Below are 19,410 nucleotides of genomic sequence, written 5' to 3'. Positions count from 1 at the left end.
CAGTGATAAAAGCTGTTGGCATAATATGAGAGAATGACAAGAACAGAGAAATTTGTTTATGAGCTTTGCAACAAAACCTTTCTATCTCTTTGGAGTTTTCCGAACCCCATAGGAAAGAAAGGAAAAGAATTGTGCGATGTCCTAATTATTTGTGAACCTGATATTATAATATTTTCCGTGAAAGAAATTAATATTAAGGATTCTGGAAATATAGAATTGGATATTGAAAGATGGTTTGATAGAGCAATTCATTCATCAGCCAAACAAGTTTATGGAGCTGAAAGATATTTAAACACAGTTGATAAAATAAACTTAGATGATAAAACAACAACTATTGAATTACCAAAGAATGTCAATTGGAAAATTCATAGAATTTGCGTGGCATTTGGAAGAGGAGAAAAATTCCCGTTACGATACGGAGATTTTGGAAATGGGTTTATCCACGTTTTTGATGAAAGGTCAGTAAAAATAGTTTTATCTGAATTAGACACAATAAAGGATTTTCTAAACTACTTAACAGCTAAAGAATTATTTATTAGAGAAAGCAAATATCCATTTACTTATGGGGAAGAAGATATGTTAGGATATTATTTGTCTAATAACTACTCATTTCCACGAGAAGCTGATTTGGTTATTTTTCATGACGATATTTATCAAGGATTAAGGAATGACCAAGAATATCAAAAAGTGTTAGCCGATTTAGAAATAAGTTATGTTTGGGATAATTTAATTGAAAAACTAATAGAAGATTTTAGAAATGATGAATTAGTCACCGAAACAAGCAGGACTGATTTAGAGCGAACTATCAGACAAATGGCTAGAGAAGATCGAAATTCTCGAAAAATGTTAAGCAAACAGTTCATTGATTTTATTGGAGTAAACGAAAAACCTATTTCTAGGTCAAGAATAATTAAATCATTTAATAATCCAGAGACAATTTATGTCTTTCTATTGGGAGAGTTTGAAAATAGAACAGAAAGGTCGAAGGAATTACAATTAAGAAGTTTCGTTGGTAGGGCAAGATTTGAATGTACAACAGTAATAGGATTAGCCACAGAAAAATATAATCCAAAAGGCTTTTCCATAGATTTTTCCTACTCTTATTACCCAGAGTTTTCTGATGAATTTAGAAAGAGGGCTGAAGAAATGAGTAAAGATTTAGGATATTTTAAAAACCCGAAAATAAGAGAAGTTTGAAAAAGTACTAAATCAAACAATATATAATTACAAATACGGTAGATTCTACTGAGTACGAATCCACTCTGAATAGATAATATAATAATAGTGCCAAACTGAAAAACAAAGTAAAACAAACCGATAACTACTAGTTTTAGGAACTGTTGCCAGTGATTTTGAAGAAAGCAGCATATTTAGACAATAATATTTTCGTTGACATTGAACAAAATTCATTGTCGACTATTGAATTAATGAAAAATATTGATCATAACATAACTGACTTTTTTTACTCTGCTTCTCATCTTCATGAAGCAAATGAAATTACAGCTAAAACTAATTCCGAACTAAAAATTAGACTTGAAAAGCGATTTAGAACAATTTCGAGTGTTACAAATAATAACTATTTATTTCAAGAATTACCATCAAATAAAGTTTATAAACTAAAAGAAGAGCCAAATGTAGTTTTTGACACAATAAATGATGTTCCTTTCGCTCAAAACATGATGAAAAGAATGGTAAACACAGTAAGTGAAGTGCAAAGAGCAGAATTTAGGAAACAACTGAACATTGACCCAATGCGAATAAACAATTACTCTCCAAAAGAAGTTATTGAACAAATAAACTCTAAAAGAGATTTAATAGGAGGATTTTCACTCGTGGGAATGATTGAAAAAGCAATTGAGTTTCATCCTCAAGGCAAAGAAATGGGACTTCATAATAGATTTGCTGGAATTTTTGAAATGTTGGATATGGTTGGGTATTGGAAGGATAAATACAATGAGAAATCCAATTATGCTCGACTTTGGGACGCAAGTCACTGTCATTTTTCGAGTTATTGTGATTATTTTATTAGTAATGATAAGCGCACAAGAAATAAAGCCAAGGTAGTTTTTGAAATTTATAGAATAGAAACTAAAGTATTAGATTCAAAAGGAAATGAATAAAAATCTACAGACAAAAATGTTAATTGCGATAAAGGAGGATTCAACTATGTCCGATTCCACTTGGAATTACTAAAGTCAGTACTAAATGAAAAAAGATTAGCAATAAGCTGAAAACAAAACATGCCAGAAGAATTTAAGCAAAAAAGGATAAACCATATATTTCATTACACTGGACAATTTGAATGGTTAAAAAAAATATTAAAAAATGGATTTGCACCTTCATATTGTGAGGAAAGAATTAATAATTCTATGTATTATATTCCAATGGTTAGTTTTTGCAATATTCCAATAAAAGATGTAGATAATTATATGCACTATGGAAAATATGGTATTGGGATGAGTATGGAATGGGCTATTAAACATGAATTATCACCTGTAATTTATATTCATGAAAATTCACCAATTAAAAATCTATATGACACTAGTTTTAACTTAACAATGGAACAGTTTATTAAAAAAAGTCTATTTGATTCTTATAATAAACACAAAAAGATTTCAAATAAAGAATATCCTTTAACAGAAGAGCAAATACTTAGTTTATACTCAATTTCTCAAAAAACAGTTCAATTTCTCAAAAACTGGAAAACTGATTATAACGGAAACGTGATAATTACTTATCAAGAAAGAGAATGGAGATTTATACCTAAACTTAGAAAGGTTGAAGAGTTAGAAATCATTAAGGAAGATGATGAAGAGTTCAAGGATTATAAAAATAAAAGAATTAAAAAGCCACATTTACCCGATTATATTCTTAAAATTGACAAAATAACAGATATTAGATATATAACAATTAAGAATGAAAATCAAAGACCTGAAATTATTAAAATATTAGAAAAGAAATTTGGAGAAACGAACCTAAAAAAATCAATAATTTCTGGAAAATTAGTAATTCTGACTGAACACCAACTTCATAATGATTTTTAAAAATAAGTTGTTAACATTGAATAAAATTTATTACTAGTTTTGTGACTTTCAATAATAAATTTCTATTTTTATGTCAAAATAAAACAAAAGGTTCAAATAAAAAAGTTACCTATTCGGTTACCTATAACATTTGAAGTTGTCTTACTTATTGATTTCTCTGAGAAAAGAGAAAATACATATCTTCCTGTCATCCCGACTTTTCTTATAAATTTATACTCGCATAAAATGTGTTTTTATTAGGCATAAGCTCCCAAACACAATAGGAATATTTACTTTTCATAACTTCCTACAAATTCTAAATTTTAATCCTTTTTTGCATAAAAAGGCATACAATTAGGTGACACTTTAATTTTTAGATGCAGCATATTAATTAGTTGATTTTTAGTGTGTTATAAATGTGAGTGATTTAAAAATTACAATAACATTTGTAATTGCTCATAATAGAAAAATAAAGGATAATACAGCTCCTTTATTTTGTAGCATTGGTCTTAGAAAAAATGTTCGACTTTTTATTACCTGTCCAAATGAAAACTGAAAACTTTAGGGGATACCTTAAATTTTCAGTTCTCTAATTTTTGGAAGCGTATTAATTGGTTTTTATAATCTTTAAAGTTACTGGTTCTGTTAAATTAATTTTTAAGTAATATATTCCAACAGGCTTGTCTGTAATATCTAATTCAAAGTTTTTTCCATTTATTTCATGCTTTTTGCTAGAAATCAATGCCCCATTATTGTTATATAATTCGCTAATAACATCATTAATATAAACAGGTAAATTGATATTGATAATACCACTAGTAGGGTTTGGATAAATATTTATATCAGCCCTTGTTTCATTTTTGACTACACTTAAGGCTTTTCCAGCATTTACTAATTTAATATTAGGAGATGGAGGGGTGGCCATTCCGCCACCAAAATAAAACCCTAAATTTGGAGGCTGGTTATATGAATTCATTTGCCATGCAATAGCAGATCTGTAATTAGGGTCGTGCATTAAAGTGTACATTCTTTGTTCAGTTGTAAAAGGCGTTACAAAAACAACCAAACCTGTGTTATCATTGCGTCTGTATATAACTTCTTCTCGCCAATCCCCTAAAATATCAGCCATAAGGCAAGGATTTGATTTGGTTCCATTATTGTCATCAATAGAAGTTATATTATATAATGTAGCTACTCTGTCGGTGCCGTTTCCATTCCATTTCGTTATTACAGTTCGATCAAGTATTTCACGTTGAACATCACCATCCCACCAAACACCAAAATTGTAAGAATTTCCATTTCCTGCGGTAGTTGGTATTGCTGTTGATATTTGCTGACCTGTACAACTGCGAAGACCAGAGCCATCAGAACCCCACACTTCCATACCTTTGTAGTTTGGATCGACATCGGCGGCCATACATCTTCCAATATCACCGCTTGACCAGTTTGCCCATTGTATTGTGCCATCAGCCGCATTTCTTATAGATATACCTGGAACGGTTCCACCAGCGTGCTCTTGACAACTAAAATATTCTAATCCAGGAATATCAGGGTTAATATCTGCTAAATGAGCCGCATCACCATGACCAAAACCAGTAGAGTAAAGTCCATTGCCGTATTCATCAACTGCCATGGCTCCATAAGTTATTTCGTCTCTACCATCAGCATCAACATCACCAACAGCAAGGTTATGGTTACCTTGTCCGTGATAAGAAGTGGCTACACCATCAGGACTACTATCCCAAGCCCACTCTTGTGTTAACGTACCGTCTCTAAAATTCCAAGCCTCAAGTTTTATTCGTTCATATATACCTCTCCCGATGACAAAACTTGGATTTTCACCATCGAGATAGGCAACTGCCCACATGCACTTAGTAGCTCTGTGACCAAGTTGAGAAAGGTTTTGACCGGGTCGTCCCCATTGTTCTATTGGGGCAAGATCGATGTAAAAATCCCATGCAATTTCTTCACCAGTTTCACCTTTAAAAACTGATATGTAATCTGGTCCTTGGGTTCTAAACCAAAAAGAACCATTTTGTGCCGCTGAAGAACGATAATTGATTTTTCCATCTTGATCTCTGTCTCCAATATTATTACCTAAACCGTCAATCATACCATCTGATGTTCTGGTAATAACTTCAGCTTTCCCATCATTGTCAAAATCGTATACCAAAAAATTTACCTCAACTGCATGTAACAAATTAGGTCCTAAATCAATAGCCCACATAAATGTGCCGTCAAGTTCATAAGCTTCAAGGTAGTGATTATATGATGAGCTAGGAGATTCATCATTTGAGAGTCTTTTTATAACAATTTCGTATTGTCCGTCTCCATCCAAATCGCCAACAGAAGCATCATTTAAATTATGAGTTGTGTAGCCTCCGTTAATCGATCTGACTGGAATAGTAAAATACTGATTTCCTCTTATGTTTGTAAGTGCAGAAGGGGTTTGCTCTGTTCCGTTAACAACAGCAGCTACGCTATAAGAATTATTTGTAGTGGTTGCATCAACATAATTTGAAACATTAAGATTGGAAGCAATTAATGTTGATCCACGATATAGATTGTAGGTGGCATTATCGGCGTATTCGTTACCCAAGATACGCCAGCTTATAAGAACCGAATTAGTGTTTGTTCGCATGGCAATTAAGCCTCTGTCAAGGTTTTCCATATAACGCTGTGCATGAAGTGTAAAGCTAAAAAGCGTCAATATGCTTATTATTGATAGTCTAAAAAATAATCTGTTTTCAAATAGTATTTTAACCGTAAATAGATGTGCTAAAAAGATGTTTTTAATTGTGAAATCTGTTTTCATAAATTAGCTTAAAGAAGTAAAAAAAACAATAATTTAAACAGACTTGAGAACTGAATGGTTTAGGTTGGCAGTTTCAATGAATTGGTCAATATTGCAGATTTACTATTTAGTTTAGTTGGAGTTTAGTAAGTGTTTTATATCTAATGATTTGTAACATAAAAATATTTATGTTTTAGTACCTTTCCATCCTGTACTTACCTGTTATAATTCACTAAACATATTAATTTAGATTTTAATTAAATCAAAAATTAAAATTTGCTCATTTACTTTTTATTAAAATACGCTTTGTTCCATTTGCTGGAGAAGTCATTGTAGCCTAGAACTATCCATGTTTGTTTTTTGCATTTATCACTTAGCAGATAATTATTTAACATAAGTACCATTCCTTTTTGTGAAAGATAAAAATCTGGGAATTGAAAAATCTTTTCATTAGAGAAAGAACACTTTGATTCATCTATTTTTTTCGAATAAGAATCATGAACATATTTTTTTATTTTTTTTCCAAAAACCTCACGTCTATAAATAAAATATTCTTTAGACCCGTTTCGAGGCGTTTTTTCATCTCCCAACCAGAGTAAATCTTCAAGATTTAATTTTTCAAGAGTTTTTAAATCTAGTGTTAAATACATGACTGAAGTTGTTAAATTGTTATTAATCGTATAACTTTTTTTTGACTCAACTATACTTATTATATTGGGTGTGAAATAGCTAATATTTATTTTGTTTTGGTAATTTTTATAACTATAAGCATTGATTATATCATTTATAAAAAACTGTTCAAGGTAATTGTTAATTTCTGTCATTTTTGAACTGGAAAACCCATCAACAACACGGAATAATTTAGTTTTAGATCCTGTTTCAGTAAGCCATTCTATTTTTATCCCCTTTTTGAATTTTTGAGTCGATGTTAATTCAAACTTTATATCACTAAGCAGGCAATAGTTATATGGTGATAATGTCTTTTTTATCTTTTCATTCTTTATTGAATGAGGCTCAGAATGAGTTATTTTGATTGGATATAGAAAAACCTTATGAATGTTACCATCAGCAGTTTTTTGTTCACCAGACCAATTATGTAACGAGTCTTCAGTAATAACAATTTGTTCAAATATCTGTTGATTTTTTGTTTCTAAACTGGGCTGCAGCATCTTGAATCTAGATGCAATAGAATCATATTCAATCTCAAGATAGATGGATTTTTTTTTATCACGAAAACAATATCTTCCACTATAATAACCTTCAATATTTCGAATCTCCATAATTATTTCTTGATTACCTATAGTGCCTTCTAGGTTGTACACCTTTTCTGCATGAGCTAATACAGATATAGTAGAGAGAGGATATAATAGAAGGAATAGAAGAAGGTTTTTAAAATTTATCATAGTAATAGATATCTTGAACTCATGAGTCCATTTCAACAAATTATAATTTATAAAGCAGAGTGCAAATTAGCATTATTTTGGTTTATTTGAATAGATAGGTAGATTATTTTTAACTTGAAGATTACCTAGCCTTACATTTACAAAACCGGGTCCACTACCAAACCCACTATGGCCTGTTGTTGGTCGATAATCACAATTCACTTGAGAAGGAAATTTACAACTACAAGTGTTTCTATCATACAACAAACCAGGGGGCAACTTTCAATATTAAATCTAGAATGATGAATATAATCTTCAGAGAAAATCATATACTGTGCACAATAGGTAGGATCAGCTAGATAATCTTGCGCATAATTCAATTTATGTGCAAAAAATAAAAGATAATAGTATTACTTTTTTCATAATTATTTGAAATAGTATTTAGAAATAAATGTTTGTCCTTTATTGAATAGTTTTAAAAAAATTAGGCAGAATCAACATGTTATAAATGTTATAATAAAGAATTATATAACATTTGATTAAGAGGGTCTGATTTTAAGGATGGCTTAACTGCAAAAAACGGAGATACAGAACCACTTGCAGCGGATAAAATTGAGCATAGCTCAATTTTAAGGAAGCCCTTATTTAATAATACTTTATGTCAAGAATGAGACTGGATCACTATATCCGCTGTAGATGGTTCTCGGTTACCGTTTTATCCATTTATGCAGTACTTTTTGTTATATTTAGATGATGCAACGATGGTTGCCTGTGAAGAAACTACGATAGGTGAGAATGCACATGTTTATTGGAATTATTACGTTGAATTACAAAGTTGTGGTGGTATAAGTGGTAACCATACTAGTGATCCTGATCATGTTTTTACAGGAACAGGATATACTACGATTATTGTTCTGCTTGTCCTCTAGATACAGAGGAATTACCTGAAGAAAAGGTATATAATTACCTTACCGGTAGAGGAAATTGTATATATGAAATGTTAAAAAATTCAAATAGTAATTTATTTAAAGAAACTGTTGGTAAATTTATAGATGATGCTAAATATGATTTAATATTTATGGACGGCAATGGAGATTGTCCTTCTTCAAATGATGCTTGTACTGATGCAAGTTATATCGCCAATTCTGGTACAATTTATATATTTATTGAAAAGTATTCAGGTAGTAATTTAGAAGATGAAGCGCTATTTTTACATGAAGCTATTCATGCTGAAATAGCTCGTTATGTATATCGTTTTGAACAAGAAGAAGATCCAAATATAAGAGCAAGAATGTTTGAACTATTAAAATATTATAGGGAGATGGAGGTAGCTGAGGAAGATATAAATCATCCATATATGACATTATATTATATTAATCCAATTGCTTCTGCTTTAAGAAAATTAGATGATTTTAAATATCCATTAGAATATTATAAATCATTTGCATGGGATGGATTACGAGATTGGGATGTTTCTAATTTATTAGAAATGGAGGAAGCACAAGAATATACAGAATATAGAACAATTGTTAATGAAATACAAATTTAACATGCGATTAATATTATCTTTAGTAACTATTATACTTATAAGTTGTTCGTCTGAAAAACAATTTATAAAACAACAGGTAAAAGAAGAAATGTTGGTTATAGGAACGGTATATAAAAGTTTGCCAAAAGTATTATATGCGCCTCCTAAACCTTCAGAAGAAACGTTTGATATAAGAGAAACTGTTTTAAATTATGATAAAAAACCTAACAGTTCAATTGCTAAAATATTTAAATATAGTATCAATGAAAATTTTCTTAAATACGAAGAAAAAAATTTTAAAAGAATAAATAATAAGTATTCCCCTTATAGACCAAAAACATTATTTGAGAAAGTTGAAATAGAAGAAATTTATGAGGAGTTATTAATTGCGATAACTAAACTATCAAGCAACTCAAATCAAATAGATAAATTAAAACTAAATGCAATTACTAATGAGGAATTATTGTTTTCTAAAGAATCAAAACTGGATTTAGAAACAATGGAGGCTCTTGGAATTTCAGCTAAATTAAGTTTTTCAAGAGTGTCGTTTAATGATGATTTTACAAAATCAGTTGTTATATTAGATAAGTTTTATGAAAGAGCAAATGGCAGTAATGTTATCTACGTGTTAGAAAAAATAGATAATTCCTGGCAAATAAAATATACTAAGACAATGACTTATTCATAATGAACTGTTAGTAATAACTATAAATGTCTCACAAAATAGTGAGGTATAAAAATCGAGGGCATTAACCCTCAATTTTTTTTAATTTTAAAATTTATACACTTATGTGAAAAGAAGATTTTCTAATTTAACCCCTGGAGTGCAATAAACGGAAATACAGAACCACTTGCAGCGGATAAAATTGAGCATAGCTCAATTTTAAGGAAGCCCTTGTTTAATAATACTTTATGTTAAGAATGAGACTGGATCACTATACCCGCTGTAGATGGTTCTCGGTTACCGTTCTATCCATATGAATAATATTGAATTAATAAAAAAAATAAAAGGTATTAATCCTTTATATAAATATAAATGTTAGAAATTTGTGTTACGAAACATAAAAACAAAACTCCATAGTAATGGAGTAGATTCGTTTTAATGTTGCTCTCAGACTGCAAAAAACGGAAATACAGAACCACTTGCAGCCGATAAAATTGACCATAGCTGAATTTTAAGGAAGCTCTTATTTAATAATACTTTATGTCAAGAATGAGACTGGATCACTATATCCGCTGTAGATGGTTCTCGGTTACCGTTCTGTCCAGTCCAAGTCAATTGCTGAAAAAAAATAAAGTTAAAATGGTACAGGTCGATTATAAATATGACATTTGAGACTTGATTTTAACCAATTTTTTTGATGAAGCAATATTTTGTTAAAAGTATAAATAAACAAGAACTTAAATTAGATGGAACAGGAAACCATGCTCTATGGGATCAAGCTAATGTTTTAACCGACTTTAGCTCACCTTGGGATACTAGTGATGTAAAAAAAATTGAATTTAAAGCCCTTTACAACGAAACTCATTTATTGGTATGTTTTAAAGTTTTTGATGAGGCAGTTTATTTAGATTTAAAAGGTGATAACTGGCAAAATATTGCAAATTCAGACCGGGTTGAACTTTTTTTTAGAAAAGATGAAAACTTATCACCTTATTATTGTTTAGAAATTGATCCTTCTCCAAGAGTTTTAGATTTTATTGCTTACCCCAACAGGAATTTTGATTATTCTTGGAGATGGCCGGATAAACACCTGTTGGTTAAATCTAATATTGAACAAGCTTATTTTGCCGTCGAGAAGGCAATTTCATTAGAGTCGTTAAAACAATTAGGTCTTCTGAAATCGGGCAAATTGGAGGTAGGTGTTTATCGGGCTAAATATAATAAATCAACTTTAGGTCTTATGGAGCCTACCTGGATTACCTGGGTAAACCCTAATACGGAAACACCCAATTTTCACGTAGCGTCGTCTTTTGGCGAATTTATCCTAGAGGATTTAATAATTTAGTAGATAAAGATTTTTATTTAAGTTTGGAAGGAAGAACTACTGGTATCGAAATCTATTAAATAAGCAAAAAATGCTTTTTATAACCAATTATTAAACCAAAATGGTTTCCTGTATGCGTGTTATCGAATGTTATTTTTTATTAGGAACTTACTATAAATAACGTTTATTATTTTTAACTGGCTTTTTAACTCCTAATGAAATGCTAGCATTGTTTTATAAAAGCATAAAAATAACTTTTATGTTATTAATTGATTAGCTCGGTGTGAATTCTAGGGTATGCTTTTATCTAAAAAAAATTAATATATCTCATGTTTTAATCCTTGTAAAATGAATTTTTTAAGCTATTTTCTTCATGCAAAAAGTTAAACTTATCTCAAGCTTAATAGCGAATCAGTTCGCGTAGTTAATGCGCTACTAAAATGGTGCTCTGCAGACTATTTGAAGAAGAAAAACATATATTCTTTTTTTATTCTTGTAAAATTTCACTTACTTTTAATTAACATTAAATCAGTAATTTAAGTTGTTTTAGGGGTGTGGTTGTATGGAAACATGATAAAAATCATAGTTTCAAAATTGAACTCCAATGTATCTTTGTTGTATAATTTAAAACATATAAAAGTCATGAGTAAATTTAGAAATTTAGGCATAAAAATGGTAGGCTTAGCGGTCTTGTTATTTGTTAGCTTTAGTCAGGTTCAAGCTCAGGAATTAGGCTTGGTAAATAAGGAGTCTTCGTTAAAAGTTTATGGAACTTCAAGTTTACATGATTGGCATATTGATGCCGAAAATCAAACTGGAAAACTAAAGTTTGAAGATAAAGCATCGTGTACTATCGCCGGACTTAATATCAGTGTGGTTTCCGAAAGTTTAAAAAGTGGGAAATCGGCAATGGATAAAAATACATACAAAGCATTAAACACAAGTAAATATAAATCTATTACATTCAAATTAACCGAAGTAAAAAACGTAACCGACAAGGGTTCGGGAGTTTTTGAAGTAAAAGCACAAGGCGATTTGTCGATTGCGGGTGTTACTAAAAATCTTCCAATGACATTGAAAGTTACCGTTACCGATTCAAAAGTAACTTTAGATGGAGAGAAAGCCTTTAAGATGACCGATTTTAAAATCGATCCGCCTACAGCGTTATTTGGTACAATTACAACGGGAAATGATGTAACAGTTAAATTTTCTAGTGTCTTTAAATAGTAGTAAAATAAAAAATGTTAACAAACAATAATTTAAAACCTTAACAACTTAAACAATTAGAAATCATGAGATCAATTTTAAAAAGTGCAACATTAGCTGTTGCGTTATTGGTGGGGCTTAATTTTTATGCGCAGAGTAAACGAAACTTAGATAACTACAGGCAACCTGATCAAAGAGGGGTAAACGTCTTTGAGGATCCTAAAGATACAATTTCAACCTTCGAAGGTCTAAATGTACGAGTAGGAGGTTCATTTGCCTTACAGTTTCAATCATTAGATCATTCTAATTTTGGAACTATAAATCAATCCGATGTTTTAGGACAAAACAATCGATACCTTAGCCTTGTTGAGCTAGGAAGTAATTTTAATTTAGCAACGGCTAACTTAGATTTAGATGTTGCCTTGGCTGATGGTGTTCGTATGCACTTAAGAACGTACTTATCTTCACGTCACCACCCAGAACCATATGTGAAAGGTGGGTATTTCCAAATTGATAAGTTAGACTTTATTAGTGAAGGATTGTTAAGTGATTTTATGAAGCACGCGACGATTAGAATTGGTCATATGGAAAATAACTATGGTGATGCTCATTTTAGAAGAAGTGATAATGCACAAGCCATTTATAATCCTTTCGTTGGTAACTTAATTATGGATGCCTTTACAACAGAAGTTGGTGCTGAATTCTATTATAGAATGGATAGTGGTTTATTTGGTATGGTAGGTTTTGCAAATGGTAAATTAAACCAGTCTACTGTAAAAAATGATGCAAATGGGGCTTCATTCTTAGCGAAATTAGGTTACGATAATCAAATAAATGAAGATTTAAGATTGCGTTTAACAGGGTCAATTTATAATACAGGAAGTGTAGCTAGTTCTTACTTATACAGTGCAGACCGTGCTGGAGGTAGATATTACCATGTTATGGATTATAAATATAATGTTTATGATGCCGAAAATGATGTAAATTCAATAAGTTCTACCGATAACTTTAGATCAGGACGTTACAATCCTAATTTTGGAAACAAAGTAACTGCAGTTATGATTAATCCATTTATTAAATATAGAGGATTAGAGTTTTTTGGAACAATTGAAATGGCAAATGGTAGAAGACATTCTGAAACAGAAAGAAGAGATGCCAATCAGTTTGCAGGTGAGTTAATTTATCGCTTCGGAAAGACTGAAAACTTCTACGTTGGAGGTCGTTATAATACAGTTAGTGCGGAAGAAAGAAATGGAGACGATGTGGATATTTCAAGATTCAATTTAGGCGCTGGATGGTTTATGACAAAAAACATTTTACTAAAAGCTGAATATGTGAACCAGGAGTATGATGGATATACAGGAAATACAGCTTTAAATGGTGGTAAATTTAACGGAGCCATGGTGGAAGCAGTAATTAGCTTCTAAAGCTTAAGCGTTAAATTAAAGTCAATAAAATTAAGTCTCTAAAGTATTGTTAAATAGTTAAACTATTGTACTAACATTTTACTTTAGAGACTTGTTTTTTTATCTTTATAAAGTTTAATTAAAATTATTAATAATGAAAAAAGTAGTGTTTTTGGTTTTTATGCTGGCAACATTAGCTTTTACAAATAAAGACACTGCCATAAAAAATGAGGCGGTGGTGGTTTCTTCAAAAAGTAGTCTTGTTGTTAAAGGAACTACAAATGTACATGCTTTTAAGTGTGTTTTTGATTCCAAGCGCATAGAAAACCCGGTATCAGTTACTTATTTTTCACAAGGAGATAGGCTTAAGTTTAAAGAAACGGCATTGATTTTAAATAGTGGCTGTTTTGATTGTGGAGGAAAAGGTATTAATAAGGATTTTAAGAGTATTTTAAAAGCTGAAACTTATCCGGAAATAAAGTTGATTCTAAAAGAAACGTTTGGGTTAAATCAAAAGAAAAACCTGCAAACCTTAGTAGATGTTGAAATTGCAGGTATTACTAACGAGTACAAAATACCGGTAAAAGTGAACGATTCTGATAAACTTCAAGTTATTGGGACGTTAACCTTGTGTTTAAGTGATTTTAATCTGGAACAACCTAAGAAAATGTTTGGGCTCATTACGGTAGACGATCAAATAACTATAGATTTCGATCTAATCATTGATTAGTGTTTATAGTACCGTAACACCTGCATTGATAAACGTACTTCTTGTTGGGCAATCATCATCTAAATCGGTTACTAATGTGTCAATTTCTTTAAGGTTGCAAACGTCATAACTATGTCTGATGTTAAGTTTGTTGGTAGTGGCCAAAAACACAGAACGATCCGAAGCATTCATCATGGCCTTTTTAATTAAAGATACTTCGTAGCCTTCATCGGTGATACCTTGTTCTGTATTTAACGCGCTCACACCAACAAAACAAATATTTGCCCTTACATTAGATAGGTACTGGATAACATCAATGCCGATGGTAACCATTGAATTTCGGTGAATTTTACCACCAATAAAAATGGTTTCAATAAGTGGGTGTTCAGTAAGCTGCATAGCAATTGGCAGGCTGTAAGTGTATATTGTTGCTTTAAGGTCTTTGGGTAGTAATTTTGCTAACATTAAATTAGTTGTCCCTCCACTTATAATGATAACCATGCCGTCTTCGATGAGTGAAATAGCTTTCTGAGCAATTCTTACTTTGCTTTCTCTATTATAAATAATATCCTCATTATAATGGTAAAGCTTTTGTATGGTTGAAATTGCACCACCGTGCACTTTTGTAAGCAACCCTTTATCGTGTAATTCTTTTATATCGCGTCTTATGGTGTCTTCAGAGACTTTTAATTTTTCAGAAAGATAACTTGAAGTTACTTTCCTGTTAATGCTTACTTCGTCTATGACTTTTTGTTGGCGTTCCTTTTTTTTCATAAATAAATGGTTGTACCTAATTAATAGTGCGATTCGAAAAATATATGCTGTATTGATGTAAATATATGCAAAATTATGCAGTTATTTAAGTTCAAACGTGCAATTTAAAGCAAAAATAATTATATATTTGAATTGCAATGTTAATATAAAGTAAATTAATGAAAAGTTTGGATACATCAAAACGGTTACTTTCTCTCGATGTTCTAAGGGGGATTACGATTTCTTTTATGATTTTAGTAAACACGCCAGGTAGCTGGACTTATGTGTATAGTCCGCTAAGGCATGCGAAATGGCATGGCTGTACACCAACCGATTTAGTGTTTCCGTTTTTTTTGTTTATAGTAGGGATTTCAGTTTGGTTTTCATTTAAAAAATATGAAACACAATTATCTACGGTAACATTTTTTAAAATTATAAAGCGTACAGCAATAATATTTTTGATAGGTCTTTTTTTGAATTTGTATCCTTTTTTTAATTTTTCAGAGGTTCGAATCATGGGTGTTTTACAACGCATAGCATTGGCTTATGGTGTTGGAGCTATAATGTGTTTAAGTTTAAATAGACGTGGTTTATTAATCGCTTTATTTGCAATTTTACTTGGGTATTGGGGTGTGATGGGGTTTGGTGCTGAGGATCTTGTATCCCTTGAAAATAATAGAGTTAGGAGCTTAGACCTGTGGCTTCTTGGGGAGCAGCATATATATAAAGGATTTGGTATACCATTTGATCCTGAAGGTATTTTGTCTGCAATTCCTTCCGTAGGAACGGTTATTATTGGTTTTTTTATAGGTCAGATTTTAAGTGTGAATTCTGCTGTGGTTTCAAAAATAAGGAAGCTAATTGTTGTTGGGACTATCATGGTGATTTTAGGATTAATATGGGGTGTTTGGTTTCCTATAAATAAACCTATCTGGACAAGTTCGTATGTGCTTTACACCGCAGGTATCGGGTGTGGGTTTTTGGCGGTATTAATATTTATTATTGATTATAAAGGCTTTCGAAAGTGGACAGTGCCTTTTGTTCATTTCGGGATGAATCCTTTATTTATTTTTGTAATATCCGGATTGTATGTGAAAACAATGAGTTATTTAATTCATGTAAATGATAAGGTAGTAGGTGAGAAAGTTTCAGGGTATAAATATTTATTTGAACACATATTTAGTCCGTTAGCTGGTCCTATGAATGGCTCTTTACTGTTCGCTTTGGTTCATATTTTGGTTTTCTGGTTTGTTTGTTATTTTTTATATAAACGTAAAATATTTATTAAAATCTAAATTTTATTAGTGTTTTCGCGTGTTTTAAGTTAAAATATGCTTTCAATAAAATAAAACCTGCAAAAAAAATGCATAATTTTGCAGGTTTTATTATTTATTTTTTATAAATTTCGCATAACTAACTTAATTTAAACCATATGAAAAGAGTCTATTTTCAATTAATTACCATGGTCTTGTTATGTTTTGCGCAGTATTCCTTTGCGCAGGAAGAAGCAATTTCTGGTACTGTTACCGATAAGGGAACAGGTATTCCATTGGCAGGAGTAAATGTTGCTGTTGAAGGCATGTCTAAAGGAAGTGTTACAAACTTCGATGGGGAGTTTTCAATATCACTCGACAATGCTCAAGGCAAAGTATTAGTATTTAGTTTTTTGGGGTATAAAAAAACATCCATAACCCTCGAGGGTGCAGCCCAAAATATAAGTGTTAGTCTTGAAGAAGATACTACCAGTTTAGATGAAGTGGTAGTTACTGCTTTAGGTATAAAAAGGGAAGCTAAAGCACTAGGCTATGCCCTTACTGAAGTTGGAGGCGACGAGGTGTCACAGGTAAAGACAACCAATGCAGTTAATGCGCTACAAGGTAAGGTTGCCGGTGTTAATATTTCTACGGCTAGTACTGGTGCCGCTGGGTCTACCAGAGTTATTATTCGTGGAGCAAGTTCGTTAACAGGAAATAACCAACCGCTTTATGTGGTAGATGGTATTCCAATTATTAATAACACTAATGGTTCGGTAGTGGGGCCTACCAACGACGGAACTGGTGATGGTGGTGATGATATTTCCTCTATCAATCCTGATGATATCGAATCTGTATCCGTGCTAAAAGGTAGTTCTGCTGCGGCATTATACGGGTCCTTAGCTTCAAATGGGGTAATTATGATAACCACTAAATCGGGTAAAGGTAATCAGGGTTTTGGTGTTGAGTACTCCAGTTCTTATATGTTCGATCAGGTAAATACTGGAATTCAGGATTTGCAAACTACTTACGGGCAAGGAAGTCAAGGTTTGAAACCAGGTTTTGAATACGATGATAATGGTGTTCCAGTAGAAATTGCCGATGAAGCCTTAGCTATAGACGATGCTTTTACTTTCGCGCTTCAATCATGGGGAGCCAAAATGGATGGATCATCAGTATATAACTGGGATGGCGTAAAACGACCATATTCTTATACTGGTAATAATTTGGATAAGTTTTATAAAACTGGAACAACGGCGATTAATACGTTGGCTTTAACTAAGGCTGGTGAAGACTTTAATTACCGTTTTTCGTTTTCTAATTTAGATAACAAGGATATTTTTCCGAGTTCGACATTGAATAGAAAGTCATTATCTTTAAATGCAATGTCGAAAATAAATCCCAAATTAACATCTACCGTAAATGCTAAATATATTCTTGAAAAAGTACATAATAGGGTAAATCTTGGTGATACTCCGGGAAATGCGAATACAGTGGCATTTGTGTTGCCAAGTTCTTTAAATGTCTACGATTTACAACCAGGAGCTAATGAAGAAGGTACTGAGCTTCTATTTCAACCAAGTCAGTTTATTACGAATCCGTATTGGGTGTCTAATCATTTTAATAATGATGATAGGAAAAATCGCTTTATTGCATCTACAACGTTGCGCTACGATTTTACAGATTGGTTATATGCAACAGGTAGAGCTGGTTTAGATACGTATACCTTATCAAGAATGCGAGTAACTCCATTTGGTACTGCCTACAGGCCTACAGGGGAGTTAACTCAAAATAAATCTATTTACGCTTCATTTAATGGTGATTTCATGATTGGAGTAGATAAAAGTTTAACCGATAAATTTTCAACCAATTCAATAATAGGTGCAAATACGAGAGTTAATACCTTCGAGTCTTTAAGTGCTTTAGGTAGAGGTTTTATAGTGGTAGGGTTAGAGGATTTGAATAATACAACATTACCCGAGCCAACAAATAGTTATTTTAAAACAAAAACAAATTCAGTTTATGGTTCGTTTGAGGTGGATTACGACCAGTTTTTATATGTAACCTTTACAGGAAGAAATGACTGGTTTTCAACGTTGTCGTTCCCTGGTAAAGAATCTCCAAACAATGATTTTTACTGGTCTTTAAGTGGAAGTTTACTGCTTAGCGAAGCCTTAAATCTTCCTGACCCTATAAACTATCTAAAGGTTAGATCAAGTTATGCGCAAGTTGCTGGTGGGGCTCAAAATGCTTATGCTTTAAATTTAGATTATGCCGTTACAGGTTCCTTCCAAGGGCAATCGTTTGGGCAGTTAAACGGAAATTCTATTCCAAATCCAAATTTAGTGCCTTTTCAAAAAAATGAGTTGGAATTTGGTTTAGAAGGGCGCTTTTTCAATAACCGATTTAACTTAGATATAGCCTATTATAAAAATAATACAACAAATGATATTGTTAGGGCAGCAGCTTCGCAATCTTCAGGTTTTACTTCTTCTATATTAAATATTGGAGAGTTAGAAAATCAGGGACTTGAGTTACTTATTGGTGGTGCGCCTGTAAAAACGGAAAACTTTTCATGGAATACGTCGTTTAACTTAGGATATAACGATAGTGAAATTGTTTCTACCGACGATGAAGATACTCCTATAAATGTGGATGGTAGTCAAACGAGATCTCGAACTGCGATAATTTCACACATAGTAGGTGAAAATTACGGGGTAATCTACGGGTCATCATACAAGCGCGATGAAGCAGGTAATATTATGTACGATTTAACAGGAACTATACCTAAACCAGTGCAAGGTGAAAACAAAATTTTAGGTAATGGTGTAGCACCTTATACATTAGGTTTTTCAAATAGGTTTAACTACAAAAACTTAAGTTTAAGCTTTTTAATCGACGCCAAGTTTGGTGGAAGTGTGCACTCTGGTACAAACCGCGAACTTATGCTAAGAGGGTTGCATAAAAAAACCTTAGAAGGACGTGAAGATGGTTTGGTAGTTTCGGGTATAGACGACGCCACTGGCGACCCATTTAGTATTACAGTAGCACCTGAAAATTTAAGAACTTATTATGGTTTAGTTGCCGAGGAAAGCCGTGGTATTTCTGAAGAGTTTGTTTACAGTACAGACTTCGTTAAATTTAGAGAGTTGAGTCTTTCGTATAGCTTGCCTAGCGAGGCGTTAAAAAATCTTTTTATAAAAGATGTACGTTTATCCTTAATAGGAAGAAACTTATTCTTCATTTCTAAGTCTATTGATAATGTTGATCCAGAGTCGGCACTGAACAATTTGAACTCTCAAGGTATCGAGCGTTTCGGTTTACCTTCAACAAGAAGTTATGGATTTACTGTAAATGTTAAATTTTAA

The 19,410-nt window shown here is 31.9% G+C and carries 15 protein-coding genes; 12 read left to right on the top strand and 3 right to left on the bottom strand.

What is annotated here, in order from left to right; genetic code table 11:
• Nucleotides 1-33: 33 nt before the first annotated feature.
• The 3 genes from ICJ83_RS14475 (at nucleotide 34) to ICJ83_RS14465 (ending at nucleotide 3,044) form a co-directional block, all read left to right on the top strand.
• Entirely contained in the window at nucleotides 34-1,197 is a 1,164-nt protein-coding gene (locus tag ICJ83_RS14475) for a hypothetical protein (RefSeq protein ID WP_188231119.1), read from the top strand.
• Between the two features lie 155 nt (nucleotides 1,198-1,352).
• Nucleotides 1,353-2,120: a hypothetical protein gene (locus tag ICJ83_RS14470; RefSeq protein WP_188231118.1), complete on the top strand. Its 768-nt coding sequence runs from the start codon at nucleotides 1,353-1,355 to the stop codon at nucleotides 2,118-2,120.
• Nucleotides 2,121-2,240: 120 nt separating this feature from the next.
• Nucleotides 2,241-3,044 carry an abortive infection system antitoxin AbiGi family protein gene (locus ICJ83_RS14465; protein WP_188231117.1) on the top strand — a complete coding sequence of 268 codons (804 nt, stop codon included), beginning with the start codon at nucleotides 2,241-2,243 and terminating at the stop codon, nucleotides 3,042-3,044.
• 586 nt (nucleotides 3,045-3,630) lie between these two features.
• On the opposite strand, the gene ICJ83_RS14460 is transcribed toward ICJ83_RS14465, so the two are convergent.
• Both ICJ83_RS14460 and ICJ83_RS14455 read right to left on the bottom strand, forming a co-directional pair.
• On the bottom strand, nucleotides 3,631-5,838 hold the full coding sequence (locus tag ICJ83_RS14460; protein WP_188231116.1) for a rhamnogalacturonan lyase family protein: 2,208 nt from the start codon (nucleotides 5,836-5,838) through the stop codon (nucleotides 3,631-3,633).
• 263 nt (nucleotides 5,839-6,101) lie between these two features.
• Nucleotides 6,102-7,220 (bottom strand): hypothetical protein, encoded by a 1,119-nt coding sequence (locus ICJ83_RS14455; protein ID WP_188231115.1) that lies wholly within the window; start codon nucleotides 7,218-7,220, stop codon nucleotides 6,102-6,104.
• A 704-nt stretch (nucleotides 7,221-7,924) separates the two neighbouring features.
• Between ICJ83_RS14455 and ICJ83_RS14450 the strand changes: the two genes are divergently transcribed.
• The 7 genes from ICJ83_RS14450 (at nucleotide 7,925) to ICJ83_RS14420 (ending at nucleotide 14,057) form a co-directional block, all read left to right on the top strand.
• Nucleotides 7,925-8,128, top strand: coding sequence for a hypothetical protein (locus tag ICJ83_RS14450; protein WP_188231114.1), 204 nt, complete (start codon nucleotides 7,925-7,927; stop codon nucleotides 8,126-8,128).
• A gap of 68 nt (nucleotides 8,129-8,196) precedes the next feature.
• Nucleotides 8,197-8,748 carry a hypothetical protein gene (locus tag ICJ83_RS14445; protein WP_188231113.1) on the top strand — a complete coding sequence of 184 codons (552 nt, stop codon included), beginning with the start codon at nucleotides 8,197-8,199 and terminating at the stop codon, nucleotides 8,746-8,748.
• 1 nt (nucleotide 8,749) lies between these two features.
• Nucleotides 8,750-9,415, top strand: coding sequence for a hypothetical protein (locus tag ICJ83_RS14440; RefSeq protein ID WP_188231112.1), 666 nt, complete (start codon nucleotides 8,750-8,752; stop codon nucleotides 9,413-9,415).
• Between the two features lie 673 nt (nucleotides 9,416-10,088).
• Nucleotides 10,089-10,736 carry a sugar-binding protein gene (locus ICJ83_RS14435; RefSeq protein ID WP_188231111.1) on the top strand — a complete coding sequence of 216 codons (648 nt, stop codon included), beginning with the start codon at nucleotides 10,089-10,091 and terminating at the stop codon, nucleotides 10,734-10,736.
• A gap of 621 nt (nucleotides 10,737-11,357) precedes the next feature.
• Complete coding sequence (locus ICJ83_RS14430; RefSeq protein ID WP_188231110.1) at nucleotides 11,358-11,942, top strand: YceI family protein; 585 nt, start codon at nucleotides 11,358-11,360, stop codon at nucleotides 11,940-11,942.
• 65 nt (nucleotides 11,943-12,007) lie between these two features.
• The gene (locus ICJ83_RS14425; protein WP_188231109.1) at nucleotides 12,008-13,348 is read left to right on the top strand and encodes a hypothetical protein; all 1,341 of its coding nucleotides are present in this window, start codon (nucleotides 12,008-12,010) and stop codon (nucleotides 13,346-13,348) included.
• A gap of 133 nt (nucleotides 13,349-13,481) precedes the next feature.
• Nucleotides 13,482-14,057: a YceI family protein gene (locus tag ICJ83_RS14420; protein ID WP_188231108.1), complete on the top strand. Its 576-nt coding sequence runs from the start codon at nucleotides 13,482-13,484 to the stop codon at nucleotides 14,055-14,057.
• Between the two features lie 3 nt (nucleotides 14,058-14,060).
• Here ICJ83_RS14420 and ICJ83_RS14415 read toward each other — a convergent pair whose 3' ends face one another.
• Nucleotides 14,061-14,810: a DeoR/GlpR family DNA-binding transcription regulator gene (locus ICJ83_RS14415; RefSeq protein WP_188231107.1), complete on the bottom strand. Its 750-nt coding sequence runs from the start codon at nucleotides 14,808-14,810 to the stop codon at nucleotides 14,061-14,063.
• A gap of 158 nt (nucleotides 14,811-14,968) precedes the next feature.
• On the opposite strand from ICJ83_RS14415, the gene ICJ83_RS14410 reads away from it, so the two are divergent.
• Nucleotides 14,969-16,084 (top strand): acyltransferase family protein, encoded by a 1,116-nt coding sequence (locus tag ICJ83_RS14410; protein WP_223154793.1) that lies wholly within the window; start codon nucleotides 14,969-14,971, stop codon nucleotides 16,082-16,084.
• A gap of 137 nt (nucleotides 16,085-16,221) precedes the next feature.
• The gene (locus ICJ83_RS14405) at nucleotides 16,222-19,410 is read left to right on the top strand and encodes a SusC/RagA family TonB-linked outer membrane protein (protein ID WP_188231106.1); all 3,189 of its coding nucleotides are present in this window, start codon (nucleotides 16,222-16,224) and stop codon (nucleotides 19,408-19,410) included.

The organism is Aestuariibaculum sediminum, from assembly GCF_014596945.1.
In the GTDB taxonomy this organism is placed as follows: Bacteria; Bacteroidota; Bacteroidia; order Flavobacteriales; family Flavobacteriaceae; genus Aestuariibaculum; species Aestuariibaculum sediminum.
Note: the sequence above shows the minus strand (reverse complement) of the source record. Positions and strands in the feature narration are given on the sequence as shown.

What these genes read in the sequence shown, in the direction of transcription:
- ICJ83_RS14475 (WP_188231119.1), top strand. Translation starts at nt 34, where the DNA reads ATGACAAGAACAGAGAAATTTGTTTATGAGCTTTGCAACAAAACCTTT.
- ICJ83_RS14465 (WP_188231117.1), top strand. Translation starts at nt 2,241, where the DNA reads ATGCCAGAAGAATTTAAGCAAAAAAGGATAAACCATATATTTCATTAC.
- ICJ83_RS14460 (WP_188231116.1), bottom strand. Translation starts at nt 5,838, where the DNA reads ATGAAAACAGATTTCACAATTAAAAACATCTTTTTAGCACATCTATTT.
- ICJ83_RS14455 (WP_188231115.1), bottom strand. Translation starts at nt 7,220, where the DNA reads ATGATAAATTTTAAAAACCTTCTTCTATTCCTTCTATTATATCCTCTC.
- ICJ83_RS14450 (WP_188231114.1), top strand. Translation starts at nt 7,925, where the DNA reads ATGCAGTACTTTTTGTTATATTTAGATGATGCAACGATGGTTGCCTGT.
- ICJ83_RS14445 (WP_188231113.1), top strand. Translation starts at nt 8,197, where the DNA reads ATGTTAAAAAATTCAAATAGTAATTTATTTAAAGAAACTGTTGGTAAA.
- ICJ83_RS14440 (WP_188231112.1), top strand. Translation starts at nt 8,750, where the DNA reads ATGCGATTAATATTATCTTTAGTAACTATTATACTTATAAGTTGTTCG.
- ICJ83_RS14435 (WP_188231111.1), top strand. Translation starts at nt 10,089, where the DNA reads ATGAAGCAATATTTTGTTAAAAGTATAAATAAACAAGAACTTAAATTA.
- ICJ83_RS14430 (WP_188231110.1), top strand. Translation starts at nt 11,358, where the DNA reads ATGAGTAAATTTAGAAATTTAGGCATAAAAATGGTAGGCTTAGCGGTC.
- ICJ83_RS14425 (WP_188231109.1), top strand. Translation starts at nt 12,008, where the DNA reads ATGAGATCAATTTTAAAAAGTGCAACATTAGCTGTTGCGTTATTGGTG.
- ICJ83_RS14420 (WP_188231108.1), top strand. Translation starts at nt 13,482, where the DNA reads ATGAAAAAAGTAGTGTTTTTGGTTTTTATGCTGGCAACATTAGCTTTT.
- ICJ83_RS14415 (WP_188231107.1), bottom strand. Translation starts at nt 14,810, where the DNA reads ATGAAAAAAAAGGAACGCCAACAAAAAGTCATAGACGAAGTAAGCATT.
- ICJ83_RS14410 (WP_223154793.1), top strand. Translation starts at nt 14,969, where the DNA reads ATGAAAAGTTTGGATACATCAAAACGGTTACTTTCTCTCGATGTTCTA.
- ICJ83_RS14405 (WP_188231106.1), top strand. Translation starts at nt 16,222, where the DNA reads ATGAAAAGAGTCTATTTTCAATTAATTACCATGGTCTTGTTATGTTTT.